Origin of the sequence: Kitasatospora sp. NPDC097643 (genome assembly GCF_040302625.1) — a bacterium.
In the GTDB taxonomy this organism is placed as follows: domain Bacteria; phylum Actinomycetota; class Actinomycetes; order Streptomycetales; family Streptomycetaceae; genus Kitasatospora.
On record NZ_JBEOSA010000114.1, the window covers coordinates 1 to 13783 of the forward strand.

Consider the following 13783-nt stretch of genomic DNA (forward strand, 5'->3'; position numbering starts at 1 on the left):
CAAGTGACCGCCCCCACCCGCACCACCCGTACGACCGCGCGCCGCGCCGCCGGCGCGCTGCTCCTGCTCGCACTGGCCACCGGCTGGTCACCCCACGCCCCGGGTGCGCACGGCCGGGCGCTCGCAGGCGCGAACGTCCGAGCGCCCGGGGCACGTGGCCCCGGGCGCTCGGACGCTCGGACGGTCAGGCGGCCAGGCGGCCAGGCCATGACGCCGGACGGTCGGCTCAGAGGGTGGCCGCCGCCGCGGCGATGTCGGCCGCGTAGGTGCTCACCTTGGTGTACACGCCCGGGTAGCCGGCCCGGGCGCAGCCCTCGCCCCAGCTGACGATGCCCACCTGGAGCCAGCGGCCGGCCGCGTCCTTGCGGAACATCGGCCCGCCGGAGTCGCCCTGGCAGGTGTCGACGCCGCCCTGCTCGACGTAGCCGGCGCAGAGCGAGGCCCCGGTGTTGAGGCCCGGGTAGGCGCCCGCGCAGGTGGCGTCGTCGACGAACGGCACGGTGGCCTTGCGCAGGTAGCGCTGCTGCGCGCCGCCCTCGGTCGTGGCGCCCCAGCCGGCGATGGTGAAGGTGCCGTTGTCGTAGGCGGTGGAGTCGGTGATCGGCAGGGTGCTCACCAGGCTGCTGTTGACCGGCGAGGCCAGCTTGATCAGCGCCCAGTCGTTGCCGTTCTCGGCGCCGGTGAAGCCGGGCGCCTGGTAGACGTACGAGGACCGCACCTTGACGGCGCTGCCGCTGCGCAGGTCGACCGCGCCGAGCGTGGCCGTGATGCTGCTGTCGGCGCCGCTGCCGTCGACGCAGTGGGCGGCGGTGAGGACGATCTGCGGGGTGTAGAGCGCGCCGCCGCAGCCCATCGAGAGCCGGACCATGAACGGGAACTCGCCCTGGGCCGCCCGGCTGCCGCCGACCACGCTCGGCGACGGGGACGGCGACGGCGCGGGCGCGGCGCTCGCCACCGGCGCCAGCGCGCCGGCGCCGAGCAGCATCCCGGCCAACAGGACGGTGAATCTGCCGAATTGACGCTTCATCAGGTTCATCGGGCTCCTCCACGGAGGGTCGGGGAGCCTTGAGCATGGAGCGGGGAACACCCCAGCAGGAGGGGTCGGACCTTGCCGGTCCGCTTTGGCAGGAACACGGCAAGATAGCGTTCCGGGCGAGGCCTCCCGGAACAGGCCCTAAGGTGATCACCCATGCGAGATCTTGCGGCGGGGATGAAGTACCTGATCAGGGGCCAGGCCTGGGTGGGGCGGCACGGGCGCTGGTGGGGGTTCGGGATACTGCCCGCCCTGATCGCCCTGATCGGGTACGTGGTCGCGCTGGCCTTCCTCGGCGGCTGGTCGACGTCGCTCGCCGGCTGGGCCACCCCGTTCGCCGACCACTGGGGCTCGCCCTGGCAGGCCCTGCTGCGCGACACCCTCGCGGCCGTCATCTTCGGCGGCGGCCTGCTGCTGGCGCTGCTCACCTTCACCGCCGTGACACTGCTGGTCGGCCAGCCCTTCTACGAGGCGCTGTGCGCCAAGGTCGACGAGAGCGAGGGTGGCGCGCCGACCCCGCCGCAGTCGCCGCTCTGGTACGAACTGCTGGTCTCGCTGCGCGACAGCGTGTACGTGCTGGTACGGGTGGCGGGCTTCGGGATCGTCCTGTTCGCCTGCGGGTTCATCCCGGTGGTCGGGCAGACGGTCGTCCCGGCGCTCGGCTTCCTGGTGTCCGGCTTCTTCCTGACCGTCGAGCTGACGGCGGTGGCCCTCCAGCGGCGCGGGGTGCCGCAACCGGAGCGGATCCGGCTGCTGCGCGCCCGGCTCGGGCTGGCGCTCGGGTTCGGCACGCCGCTGGTGCTGGCCTTCCTCATCCCGCTGGTGACCGTCCTCGCCATGCCGGGCGCCGTCGCGGGCGCCACCCTGCTGGCGCGTGACCTCGTCCCGGCCGAGCCGACGGAGGAAGCAGCAGGAGGAGAGCGGGAGCCCGCTCCCGCGCACCACACCCCCACCCCCTCCTACGGCTCCCACGACCCCCACGACTCGTACGACGCCTACGGCTCCTACGCGTCCGAGCAGCGGCCCGTCCCCGGCAACCCCTACGCGACGCCCTGAACCGGTGACCGGCCCGTCACCCTGCGCCGAAGTCGGCCCGTCAAACATGTGAGGCCGCCCACAGGGGGTTTCGCATCCACGACTCCCGATAGTGGACACCCCCCGCCCGCAGGCCGTCCGGCCGTCCGGGCGGGGCGGTCACCCCGTCCGGCGACGTCGTGACCGCCCGCAAGAACGCAGGCCACGGCCGCTCCCACCCCCGCGTTCCGTCGGCGCGGTCCGGTCGGCGCCCACATATTCGCAAATCGGACAAAACGCCACGAAACCCCTCGCGTGCCCCGCCGCGAGCACCGCGCACCCACTATCCACCGTCGTAGCCGACGCCTTTGCCACCCGTCCCCGGCCCTGCCAAGAATGGCCCGTCGCCAGGCAGCGCGGCCGGCCCGTCCGCCGCGCAGCCCGCCCGCCCCGCCAGTTCCGCCGGGGCGCCACGGCCGTCCCGGACGGCCGCGCGGGCCCCGCTCACCCGGGCGCCCGTGCGATGCCCGCGCCCAGTGCCACCGGCACGGCCCCCGACGGAAAAGGATCGTCCGCTTCATGCAGCTCAGCCATGCCCGCCGCAACAGTCTGATCACCGGCATCGCCACCCTCGTGGTCGCGAGCGCCGCCACGGCCGCCCTCGCCGTCCCGCAGGCCGGGAACACCGCCGAGGCCGCCGCCCCCGTGGCCGCCGTCTCGGTCGACGGCAAGCCGGTCACCGACCAGGCCCAGGCTGACACCGCTGCCGCTGCCGCCCAGGCGCAGCCCCAGGCGCAGGCGCCCCAGGCCCAGCCCGACCAGGCCCAGGCGGACGCCGCCGCGGCCGCCCAGGCGCAGGCGCAGGCCCAGGCCGCCGCCCAGGCGCAGGCCGAGGCCGAGGCGAAGGCCCAGGCGGACGCCAAGGCCAAGGCCGACGCCCAGGCCGCCGCCTCCCGCTCGCAGCAGCGCCAGAACCTCAACAGCCCGACGGTCTTCTCCGGCACCCCGCAGCAGATCGCCGCGCAGATCGTCCCGGCCGGCCAGCTGCAGTGCTTCAGCAACATCGTGTTCCACGAGAGCAGCTGGAACCCGCTCGCCGTCAACGCCTCCTCGGGCGCGTACGGTCTGGTCCAGGCGCTGCCCGGTTCCAAGATGGCCTCCGCCGGCGCCGACTGGCGCACCAACCCGGCCACCCAGATCAAGTGGGGCCTGAACTACATGAACAGCCGCTACGGCAGCCCCTGCGCCGCCTGGTCGTTCTGGCAGGCGCACCACTGGTACTAGGAAACCCGAGCCGATGCGGCGGGCACGACCGACCGGTCGCGCCCGCCGCGTTGGTATACAACCGGTTTCTGTCGTGGACGCGTCCGGCACGCCAGGTGAAGATCTGGCGCACGGTCGCACGATTTGCGGGGATTGACCGCAATTACGCACCGTCAGCGCTTTGCCACTTTTTGCGCGCGCTCCTACGCTCCGGCGTCATGCCCTCACCCTTGATCAGCGTCGTGCTCCCCGCCTACGACCAGCACAAACAGCTCGCCGAATGCCTGGACTCGCTGCTCGCCCAGTCCTTCCGGGACATCGAGGTGATCGTGGTCGCCGACCGCTCCCCCGAGGCCGCGGCCGAGCTCGCGGACGCGTACGCGGCGCGCCACCCGCAGGTGTCGGTGCTGCGCCTGGACGCGGCGGTCGGGGTCGGGGTGAGCCGCAACGCGGGCGCGACGCGGGCGGCCGGCGAGTACCTGCTCTTCCTGGACGCGGACCACCTGCTGCCCCGGGACGCCCTCCAGACCCTCGCCGACCGGCTCCGCCAGGCCGGCCCGGTGGACCTGCTGCTCTTCGGGCACTCCCGCCGGCACAACGGCCGCGACTGGCCCGGCGGGGCCGAGGCGCTGCTCGCCGAGGCCGGCCCCGAGGTGTTCGCCCCCTTCGACCGCCCCGCGCTGTTCGGCGCGCCGCCGCTGGTCTGGGACCGCCTGATCCGCCGGGAGCACTTCGAGGAGCTGAAGCTGGCGTTCCCGGACGGCCGGTACGAGGAGGTCCCGGTCGTGCTCGCGGCGATGCTCGGCGCCCGCAAGGTGGCCGTACTGGCCCGCGAGTGCGTGCAGCTGCGCCGCCGGGAGACCGTGCACCCGGCCGGCGCGCCCGGAAGCAGCGTCTTCGACCTGTTCGAGCAGTACGAGCGCAGCTTCGCGCTGCTGGAGGACCAGCCGCACCTGTACGCGGTGCGGGACGCGCTGTTCGTCCGGATGATCCGGCACTACCTGTTCGTCTTCGACCTCGCCGGCTGCGTCAGCCGCGCCGAGCGGCCGCAGTTCTTCCACCGGGCCGCCGAGCACCACCGCCGCTTCCAGCCGCCGGGCCACCGCCGGCCGGGCGGACGCGAGGGGATCAAGTTCTCGCTGCTGGCCGGCGGTGCGTACCCGGCGTTCGAGGTGGCCAAGCTCTCGCACATCGCCCGCGGCACCCTCACCGGGGCGTCCAAGCGCGCCTGATCCCCCCCAGCCCATCAGCCGTCAGCCCGGCTCAGGCGTGCGCGGTGCCGCCCTCGGCCGCCATCGCCGCGGCGATCCGGTGGCCGTTGGCGGCCCACACCTCGGCGGGCAGCGGCGGCAGCACGTCCATCCAGAGCGGCAGCATCGAGCCGCGCAGCTGCATCAGCCCCTCCGGGCGGGCGATCAGCCAGAAGTGCAGGTGCGCGGCGCCGTCGCCCCACCGGTTCACGTGGACGCGGCCGATCCCGCCGAGCGACACCAGCGCCCGCTCCACCCGCTGGAGCATCGGGCCGAGCTGCGCGGCCAGCTCCCCCGGCAGGTCCAGCAGGTCGTGGTGGGCACGCGGCTGGAGCAGGACGACGGCCGGCAGGCCGGAGACGGTGCCGGCGGCGCTCAGCCGCCAGTTCGCGTCCGTCCACAGGAAGTCGGCGTCGGGGCGCGCGCACTGCTTGCAGCTCTCCGGCCCGTCCTCGCCCTGCCGCGGCGGCTCCGGCAGCTCGGGCGCCCGGAGCACCCGGACCTGCATCTCGCCCTCGTACGGGAAGATGTCCCAGGACGGGGCGCCGTCCACCGGGAAGGGCGGTCGCTCGCCGATCGGCAGCCGGGCCAGGTAGTCGTCCGGTCCGGCGTTCCCGCCGGCCGGGGAATCGGTGATCATGACAGCCGAGCCTGCCAGATGACACCCCGTCGGCGGTACCCCCGGGGTGGCCCGTACCGCTCGCGGCGCCCGGCTGCCATGATCGGCCGGAGCCGTCGTCGCCACCGCCCGGGAGGTCCCTGGTGAGCCGTCCGTCCGCCGTCCCCGGGGCCGAGTTGGCCCGCGAGCTGGCCGCCGTGCTGCGCGGCGAGGTCCGCTTCGGCGCCGCCGAGCGCACCGTCTACAGCCACGACGCCTCCAACTACCGCCACCTGCCGCTCGGCGTGGTCAAGCCCGCCGACCTGGACGACGTGCGCACCGCGCTCGCGCTCTGCCGCCGGTACGGCGTGCCGGTGGTGGCGCGCGGCGCCGGGACCAGCATCGGCGGGCAGGCGATCGGCCCCGGCGCGGTCGTGCTGGACTTCCGCCGCCACCTCGGCGCGGTGCTCGACGTCGATCCGCAGGCCCGCACCGCCCGGGTCGAGCCGGGCGTCGTCCTGGACGACCTCCAGCGCGCCGCCCGGCCGCACGGGCTGCGCTTCGGGCCCGACCCGTCCACGCACAGCCGCTGCACGCTCGGCGGCATGATCGGCAACGACTCCTGCGGCTCGCACTCGCTCGCCTGGGGCCGCACCGCCGACAACGTCGAGCAGTTGGAGCTGCTGCTCGCCGACGGCACCGAGCTGAGCGTCGGCGGCCCGCTCACCCCGGACGGCCGCGCCGCGCTGCGCGCCCTGCCCGGGCGGGTCGGCGAACTCCACCGTCGGCTCCAGGAGTTCACCGACCGCAACCTCGCCACCATCCGCCAGGGCCTGCCCGTGCTGCCCCGCCGCACCTCCGGCTACCCGCTGGACGCGCTGCTGCCCGAGCACGGCCACCACCTGGCCCGCGCGCTCACCGGCACCGAGGGCACCTGCGCGCTGCTGCTCGGCGCCACCGTCCGGCTGGTCGAGGAGCCGGCCGCCCGCGCCCTGGTGATCGCCGGCTACCCCGACGAGGGCGCCGCCGCCGACGCCGTCCCCGCGCTGCTCCCGTACCGCCCGCTCACCTGCGAGGGCATGGCCGCCGATCTGATCGCCGCGCTGCTCGCCGCCGCACCCCGGCCCCGCGCGCTGGACCGGCTGCCCGGGGGTGCCTGCTGGCTGTTCCTGGAGACCGGCGGAGCGAGCCCGCGGGAGGCCTACCAGGCCGCCCGCCGACTGGCCGACGCGGTGCGGCGCGAACGCTCGGCAACCGTCGCCCTGGTCACCGACCCGGCCGAGCAGCGCCAGCTCTGGGCCGTCCGCGAGGCCGGCGCGGGCATCGTCACCCGGCTGCCCGGCGGCGCCGAGGCCTGGCCCGGCTGGGAGGACTCCGCCGTCCCGCCCGAACGCCTCGGCGACTACCTGCGGGACCTGCGCGCCCTGCTGCGCCGGCACAGCCTGCACGGCGTTCCGTACGGACACTTCGGCGACGGCTGCGTGCACCTGCGGATCGACTTCCCGCTCGACGAGCCCCAAGGGGTGCTGGTCTTCCGGGAGTTCCTGGAGCAGGCGGCCGATCTGGTGGTCTCGTACGGCGGTTCGCTCTCCGGCGAGCACGGCGACGGCCAGGCCCGGTCCGAACTGCTGCCCCGCATGTACCCGCCCGAAGTCATCGCCCTGTTCGGCGAGTTCAAGCGGATCTGGGACCCGGACAACCTGCTCAACCCGGGCGCCCTGGTCGACCCGCGCCCGCTCGACGCCGACCTGCGCTTCGTCACCGCCCCGCGCCGCCCGCTGCCGCTCGCCCTCCCGTACGACCAGGACGGCGGCAGCCTCGCCAAGGCCGTGCACCGCTGCGTCGGCGTCGCCAAGTGCGTCGACCCGAACACCGGGGTGATGTGCCCCAGTTACATGGCCACCGGCGAGGAACGGCACTCCACCCGCGGCCGGGCCCGACTGCTCGCCGAGCTGCTGCGCGGGGTGCAGGCACCTCCCGGCCACCAGACCGAGGCAGCGATCGCGGACGGCTGGCGCTCGGCCGAGGTCCGGGAGGCGCTGGACCTCTGCCTGGGATGCAAGGGCTGCGCGAGCGACTGCCCGGTCCACGTCGACATGGCGACCTACCGGGCGGAGTTCCTGTACCAGCACTACCGGCACCGGCCGCGCCCGGCGGCGCACTACACGATGGGCGCGCTGCCGCGCTGGCTGCGGGCCGCCGCCCACGCCCCCGGCGCCGCCAACACCCTCGCCCGCTCCCCCGCCGCCGGGCTGCTCAAGCGGCTCGCCGGCATCGACCCGCGCCGGGTGCTGCCCGTCCTCCCGCCGGAGACCTTCACCCGCTGGTACCGGCGCCACCGCGCCGCCCACCCCGCCCCGGCCGGCGCGCAGCCCGTCCTGCTCTGGCCCGACACCTTCTCCGACCACCTCCAGCCGAACGTGCTGCGCTCCGCCGTCCAGGTCCTGGAACACCTCGGCTTCGACGTCCGGCTGCCGTCCGGACCGGTCTGCTGCGGCCTCACCCGGTACTCCACCGGCCAGCTCGACACCGCCCGCCGGGTGCTGCGGCGCAGCCTGCACACCCTCACCGCCGACGGGCTCCCGCCCGCGACCCCGGTGGTCGGCCTCGACCCGAGCTGCACCGCCACCCTGCGCGAGGACGCCCCGCGCCTGCTCGGCGCCGACGCCCGCCCGCTCGCCGAACGCACCCGCACCTTCGCCGAGTTCCTCGACGAGTACGCGCCCGACGCCGCGCTCCCGCAGGTCCCGCTGGACGCCGTCACCCAGACCCACTGCCACCAGCACGCCGTGCTCGGCACCGCCGCGGACCGCCGGGTCGAGGCCCGGATCGGCCTGCGCAACCGGGTGCTGGACTCCGGCTGCTGTGGCCTGGCCGGCGACTTCGGCTTCCGGCGCGGCCACTTCGAGGTCTCCGAGGCGATCGCCGAACGCGTCCTGCTGCCCGAGCTCCGGGCCGCCGGCCCCGACACCGTGGTGCTCGCCGACGGCTTCAGCTGCCGCACCCAGATCGCCCAACTCGCCCAGGGCCGACCGGCCTTGCACCTGGCCGAGTTGATCGCCCGGGCGCTGCCCGCCGAACCTTCCTGACAACGCGCCACCGTGCTTGCCACAATGGCGCCATGACCACCCTCACCACCGCCGAGGCGGACAAGATCCTGGCCGACAACTTCGCCCCCTGGGTGCAGGCCCTCGGCCTGACCGTCGCCGAGACCGGGGAGCGGCACGCCGTGCTGCGCCTACCCTGGTCCGGTCAACTCGCCCGGGAGGGCGGCGGATTGTCCGGCCAGGCGCTGATGGCCGCGGCCGACACGGCGAGCGTGATCGCGGTGTCGGCGGCGCGCGGCGGCTTCGGCCCGATGACCACCGTCCAGCAGTCCACCACCTTCCAGCGCGCCGTCACCGGTCAGGACGTCCTGGTGCACGCCCGGATCACCAAGCTCGGCCGGCGGATCGCCTTCCTGGACATCGCCCTCACCGCCGAGGGCAGCGACGAACCCGCCGCCCACGCCACCACCGTGTACGCGCTGGGGTGACGGGCGGCGGGCCTCCCGCGGCAGCCGTCCTCAGGCCTCGATCGCCTCCTTCTTCGGCGGCTCCGTCGCGCAGACCGCCGACACGAACTCGGCCACCCTGGACTGCGGCAGCCCGCGCGCGATGTCCGCCTCGCTGATCATGCCGACCAGCTTGTGCTCCGGGTGGTTGATCACCGGCAGCCGACGCACCTGGTACTGCTCCATGACCCGCAGCACCTGCTCGGCGTCCTCGTCCGCCTCCACCGTCATCGGCCGGCCCAGGGCCAGCTCGCCCGCCGTCACCCCGGCCGGGTCCCGGCCCTCGGCGACACAGCGCAGCACGATGTCGCGGTCGGTCACGATGCCCAGCAGCTTGTCGTTCTCGCCGCAGATGGGCAGCGCGCCCACGTCCCGTTCCCGCATGATCCGGGCGGCGGCCGCGAGGGTCTCGTGCTCGCGGATGCACTCCGCGCCCGGGTGCATGATGTCACTGGCCTTGACCATGGTCCGCCTCCTGACGTGCCTTGCCACCCCCGATGTCCATCGTGGTCCGGGCCCGCGGCGGCCGCCACCGGGCACCGGTCAGGCCGCCCGGCCCGGCTGCTCCCGGCCGTCCGGCTGGTCCACCGGATCCAGCGGCGAGCGCTCCAACAGCTCCTCCAGCGGCGGGACTTCGTGCTTCGCAGGCTCCCGGTCGGGCTCGGCCTCCGCCGGCTCGCCGCCCTCGATGCCGGCCTCCGCACCGGCCTGCTCGGCGACCTTCGCCCCGGCCGCGGCCGCGGCGGCCGCCAGCACCGTCCGCTGCTGGACCTCGGTCGCGCTCTCCAGGAAGCGCAGCAGTTCCACCGGGAACGGCAGCACCAGCGTCGAGTTCTTCTCCGCCGCCACCTCCACCACGGTCTGCAACAGCCGCAGTTGGAGCGCCGTGGGGGTCGCGCTCATCACCGCCGCCGCCTCCGACAACCGGGCCGAGGCCTGGTACTCGCCGTCCGCCGTGATGATCCGCGCGCGCCGCTCCCGCTCGGCCTCCGCCTGCCGGGCGATCGAGCGCTTCATCGACTCCGGCAGCGCGACGTCCTTGATCTCCACCCGGTCGATCTGGACGCCCCAGCCCAGCGCCGGACTGTCGATCATCAACTCCAGCCCCTGGTTGATCGGTTCGCGGTTCGCCAGCAGATCGTCCAGCTCGCTCTTGCCGATGATCGACCGCAGCGAGGTCTGCGCGACCTGCGAGATCGCGAAGTTGTAGTCCTGCACGTTGACGGTCGCCTTCACCGGGTCCTCCACCCGGAAGTACACCACCGCGTCCACCCGCACGGTCACGTTGTCCCGGGTGATGCCCTCCTGCGCCGGGATCGGCATCGTCACGATCTGCACGTTCACCTTGCGCAGCCGGTCCGCGATCGGCATCAGCGCCACCAGCCCCGGCTCGCGCACCTGGTCACGCACCCGGCCGAACCGGAACACCACGCCCTTCTGGAACTGCTGGACCACCCGCACGCTCAGCGCCGCCCAGACCGCCCCCAACGCCGCCATCCCCCCGATGACCCCCAGCACCGCATCGACGATCATCGCGGCCTCCTCGCGCGCGCCGGCGAGCTCCGGCCGTCACCGACCCGGCCGAACCCGGGGGCCGCCGGACGCCTCACTCCACGCTACGCCTGCCCGCCTGCGGCCGTCGCACACCTCGGGCACGCCCGGTAGCCGTCAGGCACACCCGGTAGCCCTCGGCCCGGTAGCCCTCGGGCACACCCGTGGCACGCCCTAGGATCGGGCGCATGCCGTCCCCCGCCGAGGACCCGGGCCACCCCCGCCACCCCGCCGAGGCCGCCGCCCGCGCCGCCGACCTCACCGCACTGGACCGCGTGGTCACCGGCTGCCGGGCCTGCCCCCGGCTGGTCGAGTGGCGCGAGGAGACCGCCCGCACCAAGCGCCGTGCCTACCAGGACTGGGACTACTGGGCCCGGCCCATCCCCGGCTTCGGCCCGCCCGACGCCCCGCTCGTCCTGGTCGGCCTCGCCCCCGCCGCCCACGGCGCCAACCGCACCGGCCGGATCTTCACCGGCGACCCCTCCGGCGACCTGCTGTACGCCGCGCTGTACGAGCTCGGGCTCGCCAACCGCCCCGAATCCGTCCGCCACGGCGACGGCCTGCGACTGCACGGCGTCCGGATCACCGACCCGGTCCGCTGCGCCCCGCCCGACAACAAGCCCACCACCGCCGAACGCGACACCTGCCGCCCCTGGATCACCCGCGAACTACGGCTGCTGCGGCCCACCGTCCGCACCGTCGTCGCCCTCGGCGGCTTCGCCTGGCAGGCCCTGCTCCCCGCCCTCGCCGACGCCGGCTGGCTCGTCCCCCGCCCCCGCCCCGCCTTCGGCCACGCCGCCCACGTCACCCTCCCCGCCACCGACGGCGGCCCCCCGCTCCACCTCTACGGCTGCTACCACGTGAGCCCCCGCAACACCAACACCGGCCGCCTCACCACCCCCATGCTCCACACCCTCCTCCGCACCGCCGCCCACACCGCCGGTCTCACCCCCACCCCAGCCTGACCACCCCGGCCTGACCACCCCGGCCCGGCCCCCAGACGGAGCGGTCGGGTGGCGGCGGCCGTTGCTGGGCCCGGCCGCGGTGCCGGCTAGCGGAAGCGGGCGAGCTTCCGCTTCGACGCGCGCTTCCAGGTGGCGGGGAGGTGGGCGCGGGCGGTGGTGGCGGCGGTGAGTTGCCAGGCGTAGAGGACGCCGCAGGCGAAGGGTTCGCCGCTGGGGGTGGCCTGGGTGGTGAGGGCCGCGGCGGCGACCACGGCGTCCTGGTGTTCGCCCAGCACGTCCTGGACGGCCTTCATCCGTTCGGCGTAGCGCTCGGCGGCGGCGCCGACCGCGGGGGCGGCGGTCTCGCCGGCGTAGCGGGCGCGTTTGGCGGCCTTGCGGGCCTCGTGCAGGGCGCGGTCGCGTTCCTCGGCCGGGGCGGACTCGGCCGCGACGGCGGCCTCGACCCGCGCCCCGGTGCGGCGCTGTTCGCGGGCGGCGATCCGGGCGAGTTCGGGGACGGCGGGCCGTTCGGCGCGGCCCCGCAGCGGCGGGTCGGCGAGCAGGGCGGTGAGGCCGTCGGCGAGGGCGCGGCGGCGGGGGCTGTCGAGGGCGGCGACCACCTCGGGCCAGACCCGCCGGTACTCGGCCTCGCCCCACCGTTGCAGTGCCCGCGCGACCCGCTCCGGCCCGCACACGGCGGGCAGCTCACGGGCCTGCCCGGTGAACCGTTCGGTGAGCACCTCGCGGTCGCGGGCGCGGCCGAGGGCGGCGCCGAGCCAGCGGAGTTCGGCGACGAGTTCGTCGGTGGCCCCGGTGGCGAAGAGCCGCCGGAAGGTCCGCAGGGCGCTGCGCAGCCGCCGGCAGGCGACCCGCATCCGGTGGACGGCGTCGGGTTCGTCGGCCCGGACAGCGTCGTCGAGGCCGGCTAGCACGTCCGCCTGCGCCTCGATGCGGGCCAGCACGACCTGCCCCACCGTGGTGGTCTCGGGCCGGGCCATGTGCGTCCACCCCCTCGTCGGGGTCGCCGGAATCGCCTTCCAGGCTACTCGCCGCCGCTTCGGCGCGGCATTGACGCGACGTCAATCGGGTGGCCGATCGGGCCACCTCCGCCCTTCGGCGGAGCCCTCGCACCCGCTCGATGCCGATGCGCCCTCGTGCCGGGTATAAGCGTCGTGGCATACTCCGGGGCGTGACGACCTCCACCCACGCGACCAGGGCCCTGCGGGCCGCGGTGTTCACCGCGCTCGCCGTGCCGCTGTCCGCGCTGGGCCAGGTGGTCATCACGGGTCGCCCGCTGCCGTTCAACCTGGTGGCCGCGGCGACCGCGGTCGTCTTCCTGGTCGCGGCCGCGCTGTCGGGCGGGGAGCGACGGCTGCTGCACATCTCGGCCGTGATGGTGCCGGTCGAGCTGCTGCTCAACACGACGTTCAACCTGGGCCAGGCCGGCTGTGGGCCGATCCTGTCCGAGCACGTGCCGGCGCGCGGCGTGAACCTGCTGGTGTGCGGTGGCGGTTCGGTGGACGGTTCGCTGCTGTCCGGGCCGTTGGGTCATTCCGGCCCGTTGGCGCCGGCCGCGACCCAGCTGCTGGTGCTGCTGGTGCACCTGGTGATCGCCCTGGCGGCCGCGACCTGGCTGCGGCTGGGCGACGCCGCCCTGTCGGGCCTGGCCCGCGCGCTGCGTGCGCTGCGCCAGTCGCTGGCCCGCCCGCTGCGGGCGCTGGTCCTGCTGCTGCTCCCGGCTCCGGCGCGTCCGGTGCTGCGGATGCCGCTGCCGGTGTCGGACCGCGCGCGGCCGCGCCGCGAGGACGTGGTGCTGAGCCCGGCGCCCCGGCGTGGTCCGCCGGTTCTCGCGCCTGCCTGCTGAGGACGTTCCTCCCGAGGACGTTCCCGAGGACGTTCACAGGCAGTGCGCACGACTCCCGCGTTCACCGACCCCGCCGCACCCCGTGCGGCCTCCCGCGCGCACCCGCGCGCCGCGTACCGGAGTTGACTTCCCATGGCTCAGACCCCCAGCACCAAGCAGTCCAAGCAGGCCCAGCGCATCAGTGCCCGTGAGCGGATCCAGGAGGCGCAGCGCCTCGAAGAGCTGGCCGCCAAGCGCCGTCAGCGGATCGTCGTGGCGGTGTCCGCCGTCGTCGTGCTCGCCCTCGCGGGCGGGACGGCGCTGGCGATCAACGCGGCGGACAAGAACGGCACCGACGGCCGGGGCGACGCGGTGTCCGCCGGTGCGGCGCCGACGCAGCTGGTCGTCCCGGCGAACGCGACCGGCCCGGACGGCACGGTGATCACCTACGGCAAGGCCGACGCCCCGCACACCATGGCGGTGTACGAGGACTTCCGCTGCCCGGTCTGCAAGCAGTTCGAGTCGGTCAACGGCCAGACCGTGAAGAAGCTGACCGAGGACGGCTCGATCAAGGTGGAGTTCCACCTGGCCGCCTTCCTGGACAAGAACCTCGGCGGCAAGGGTTCGCGCACCGCGCTCGCCGCCGCCGGGGCCGCCCTGAACGAGGGCGTCGACAAGTTCAAGCAGTTCCACGACGTGCTGTACGCCAACCAGCCCGACGAGCGCGAGGACGG

The 13783-nt window shown here is 75.0% G+C and carries 13 protein-coding genes; 8 read left to right on the plus strand and 5 right to left on the minus strand.

Features of this window, described 5'->3' with window-relative positions; translation table 11 throughout:
- Positions 1–226 precede the first annotated feature (226 nt).
- Positions 227–1036: a serine protease gene (locus ABTY15_RS38340; RefSeq protein ID WP_502893686.1), complete on the minus strand. Its 810-nt coding sequence runs from the start codon at positions 1034–1036 to the stop codon at positions 227–229.
- 153 nt (positions 1037–1189) lie between these two features.
- On the opposite strand from ABTY15_RS38340, the gene ABTY15_RS38345 reads away from it, so the two are divergent.
- The 3 genes from ABTY15_RS38345 to ABTY15_RS38355 all read left to right on the plus strand — a co-directional run bounded on the left by ABTY15_RS38345 (position 1190) and on the right by ABTY15_RS38355 (position 4542).
- A complete protein-coding gene (locus ABTY15_RS38345; RefSeq protein WP_350606745.1) occupies positions 1190–2089 on the plus strand; it encodes an EI24 domain-containing protein in 900 nt (299 codons plus the stop codon).
- Between the two features lie 537 nt (positions 2090–2626).
- Entirely contained in the window at positions 2627–3331 is a 705-nt protein-coding gene (locus ABTY15_RS38350) for an aggregation-promoting factor C-terminal-like domain-containing protein (protein ID WP_350606748.1), read from the plus strand.
- Between the two features lie 197 nt (positions 3332–3528).
- The gene (locus ABTY15_RS38355; protein WP_350606752.1) at positions 3529–4542 is read left to right on the plus strand and encodes a glycosyltransferase family 2 protein; all 1014 of its coding nucleotides are present in this window, start codon (positions 3529–3531) and stop codon (positions 4540–4542) included.
- A 31-nt stretch (positions 4543–4573) separates the two neighbouring features.
- Here ABTY15_RS38355 and ABTY15_RS38360 read toward each other — a convergent pair whose 3' ends face one another.
- Positions 4574–5200, minus strand: a complete 627-nt coding sequence (locus tag ABTY15_RS38360; protein ID WP_350606754.1) for an HIT family protein — start codon at positions 5198–5200, stop codon at positions 4574–4576.
- A 122-nt stretch (positions 5201–5322) separates the two neighbouring features.
- Here ABTY15_RS38360 and ABTY15_RS38365 point away from each other — a divergent pair, with 122 nt between their 5' ends.
- Together ABTY15_RS38365 and ABTY15_RS38370 are read left to right on the plus strand one after the other, a co-directional pair.
- Positions 5323–8247 (plus strand): FAD-binding and (Fe-S)-binding domain-containing protein, encoded by a 2925-nt coding sequence (locus ABTY15_RS38365; protein WP_350606757.1) that lies wholly within the window; start codon positions 5323–5325, stop codon positions 8245–8247.
- 32 nt (positions 8248–8279) lie between these two features.
- Positions 8280–8693 (plus strand): PaaI family thioesterase, encoded by a 414-nt coding sequence (locus ABTY15_RS38370; protein ID WP_350606761.1) that lies wholly within the window; start codon positions 8280–8282, stop codon positions 8691–8693.
- 30 nt (positions 8694–8723) lie between these two features.
- Here the strand turns inward: ABTY15_RS38370 and ABTY15_RS38375 are convergent, their stop codons facing one another.
- Positions 8724–9176: a CBS domain-containing protein gene (locus ABTY15_RS38375; protein ID WP_350606764.1), complete on the minus strand. Its 453-nt coding sequence runs from the start codon at positions 9174–9176 to the stop codon at positions 8724–8726.
- Positions 9177–9254: 78 nt separating this feature from the next.
- Positions 9255–10244, minus strand: coding sequence for an SPFH domain-containing protein (locus ABTY15_RS38380; protein ID WP_350606767.1), 990 nt, complete (start codon positions 10242–10244; stop codon positions 9255–9257).
- A 206-nt stretch (positions 10245–10450) separates the two neighbouring features.
- Here ABTY15_RS38380 and ABTY15_RS38385 point away from each other — a divergent pair, with 206 nt between their 5' ends.
- On the plus strand, positions 10451–11227 hold the full coding sequence (locus ABTY15_RS38385) for a uracil-DNA glycosylase (protein ID WP_350606771.1): 777 nt from the start codon (positions 10451–10453) through the stop codon (positions 11225–11227).
- A gap of 86 nt (positions 11228–11313) precedes the next feature.
- Here the strand turns inward: ABTY15_RS38385 and ABTY15_RS38390 are convergent, their stop codons facing one another.
- On the minus strand, positions 11314–12204 hold the full coding sequence (locus tag ABTY15_RS38390; protein WP_350606775.1) for a CHAD domain-containing protein: 891 nt from the start codon (positions 12202–12204) through the stop codon (positions 11314–11316).
- 191 nt (positions 12205–12395) lie between these two features.
- Between ABTY15_RS38390 and ABTY15_RS38395 the strand changes: the two genes are divergently transcribed.
- Both ABTY15_RS38395 and ABTY15_RS38400 read left to right on the plus strand, forming a co-directional pair.
- Positions 12396–13070: a hypothetical protein gene (locus ABTY15_RS38395; RefSeq protein WP_350606777.1), complete on the plus strand. Its 675-nt coding sequence runs from the start codon at positions 12396–12398 to the stop codon at positions 13068–13070.
- Positions 13071–13202: 132 nt separating this feature from the next.
- Positions 13203–13783 (plus strand): DsbA family protein (locus ABTY15_RS38400; protein ID WP_350606778.1); only part of this gene is annotated, 581 nt, incomplete at its 3' end.

What these genes read in the sequence shown, in the direction of transcription:
- ABTY15_RS38360 (WP_350606754.1), bottom strand. Translation starts at nt 5,200, where the DNA reads ATGATCACCGATTCCCCGGCCGGCGGGAACGCCGGACCGGACGACTAC.
- ABTY15_RS38380 (WP_350606767.1), bottom strand. Translation starts at nt 10,244, where the DNA reads ATGATCGTCGATGCGGTGCTGGGGGTCATCGGGGGGATGGCGGCGTTG.
- ABTY15_RS38345 (WP_350606745.1), top strand. Translation starts at nt 1,190, where the DNA reads ATGCGAGATCTTGCGGCGGGGATGAAGTACCTGATCAGGGGCCAGGCC.
- ABTY15_RS38370 (WP_350606761.1), top strand. Translation starts at nt 8,280, where the DNA reads ATGACCACCCTCACCACCGCCGAGGCGGACAAGATCCTGGCCGACAAC.
- ABTY15_RS38355 (WP_350606752.1), top strand. Translation starts at nt 3,529, where the DNA reads ATGCCCTCACCCTTGATCAGCGTCGTGCTCCCCGCCTACGACCAGCAC.
- ABTY15_RS38350 (WP_350606748.1), top strand. Translation starts at nt 2,627, where the DNA reads ATGCAGCTCAGCCATGCCCGCCGCAACAGTCTGATCACCGGCATCGCC.
- ABTY15_RS38390 (WP_350606775.1), bottom strand. Translation starts at nt 12,204, where the DNA reads ATGGCCCGGCCCGAGACCACCACGGTGGGGCAGGTCGTGCTGGCCCGC.
- ABTY15_RS38340 (WP_502893686.1), bottom strand. Translation starts at nt 1,036, where the DNA reads ATGAACCTGATGAAGCGTCAATTCGGCAGATTCACCGTCCTGTTGGCC.
- ABTY15_RS38375 (WP_350606764.1), bottom strand. Translation starts at nt 9,176, where the DNA reads ATGGTCAAGGCCAGTGACATCATGCACCCGGGCGCGGAGTGCATCCGC.
- ABTY15_RS38385 (WP_350606771.1), top strand. Translation starts at nt 10,451, where the DNA reads ATGCCGTCCCCCGCCGAGGACCCGGGCCACCCCCGCCACCCCGCCGAG.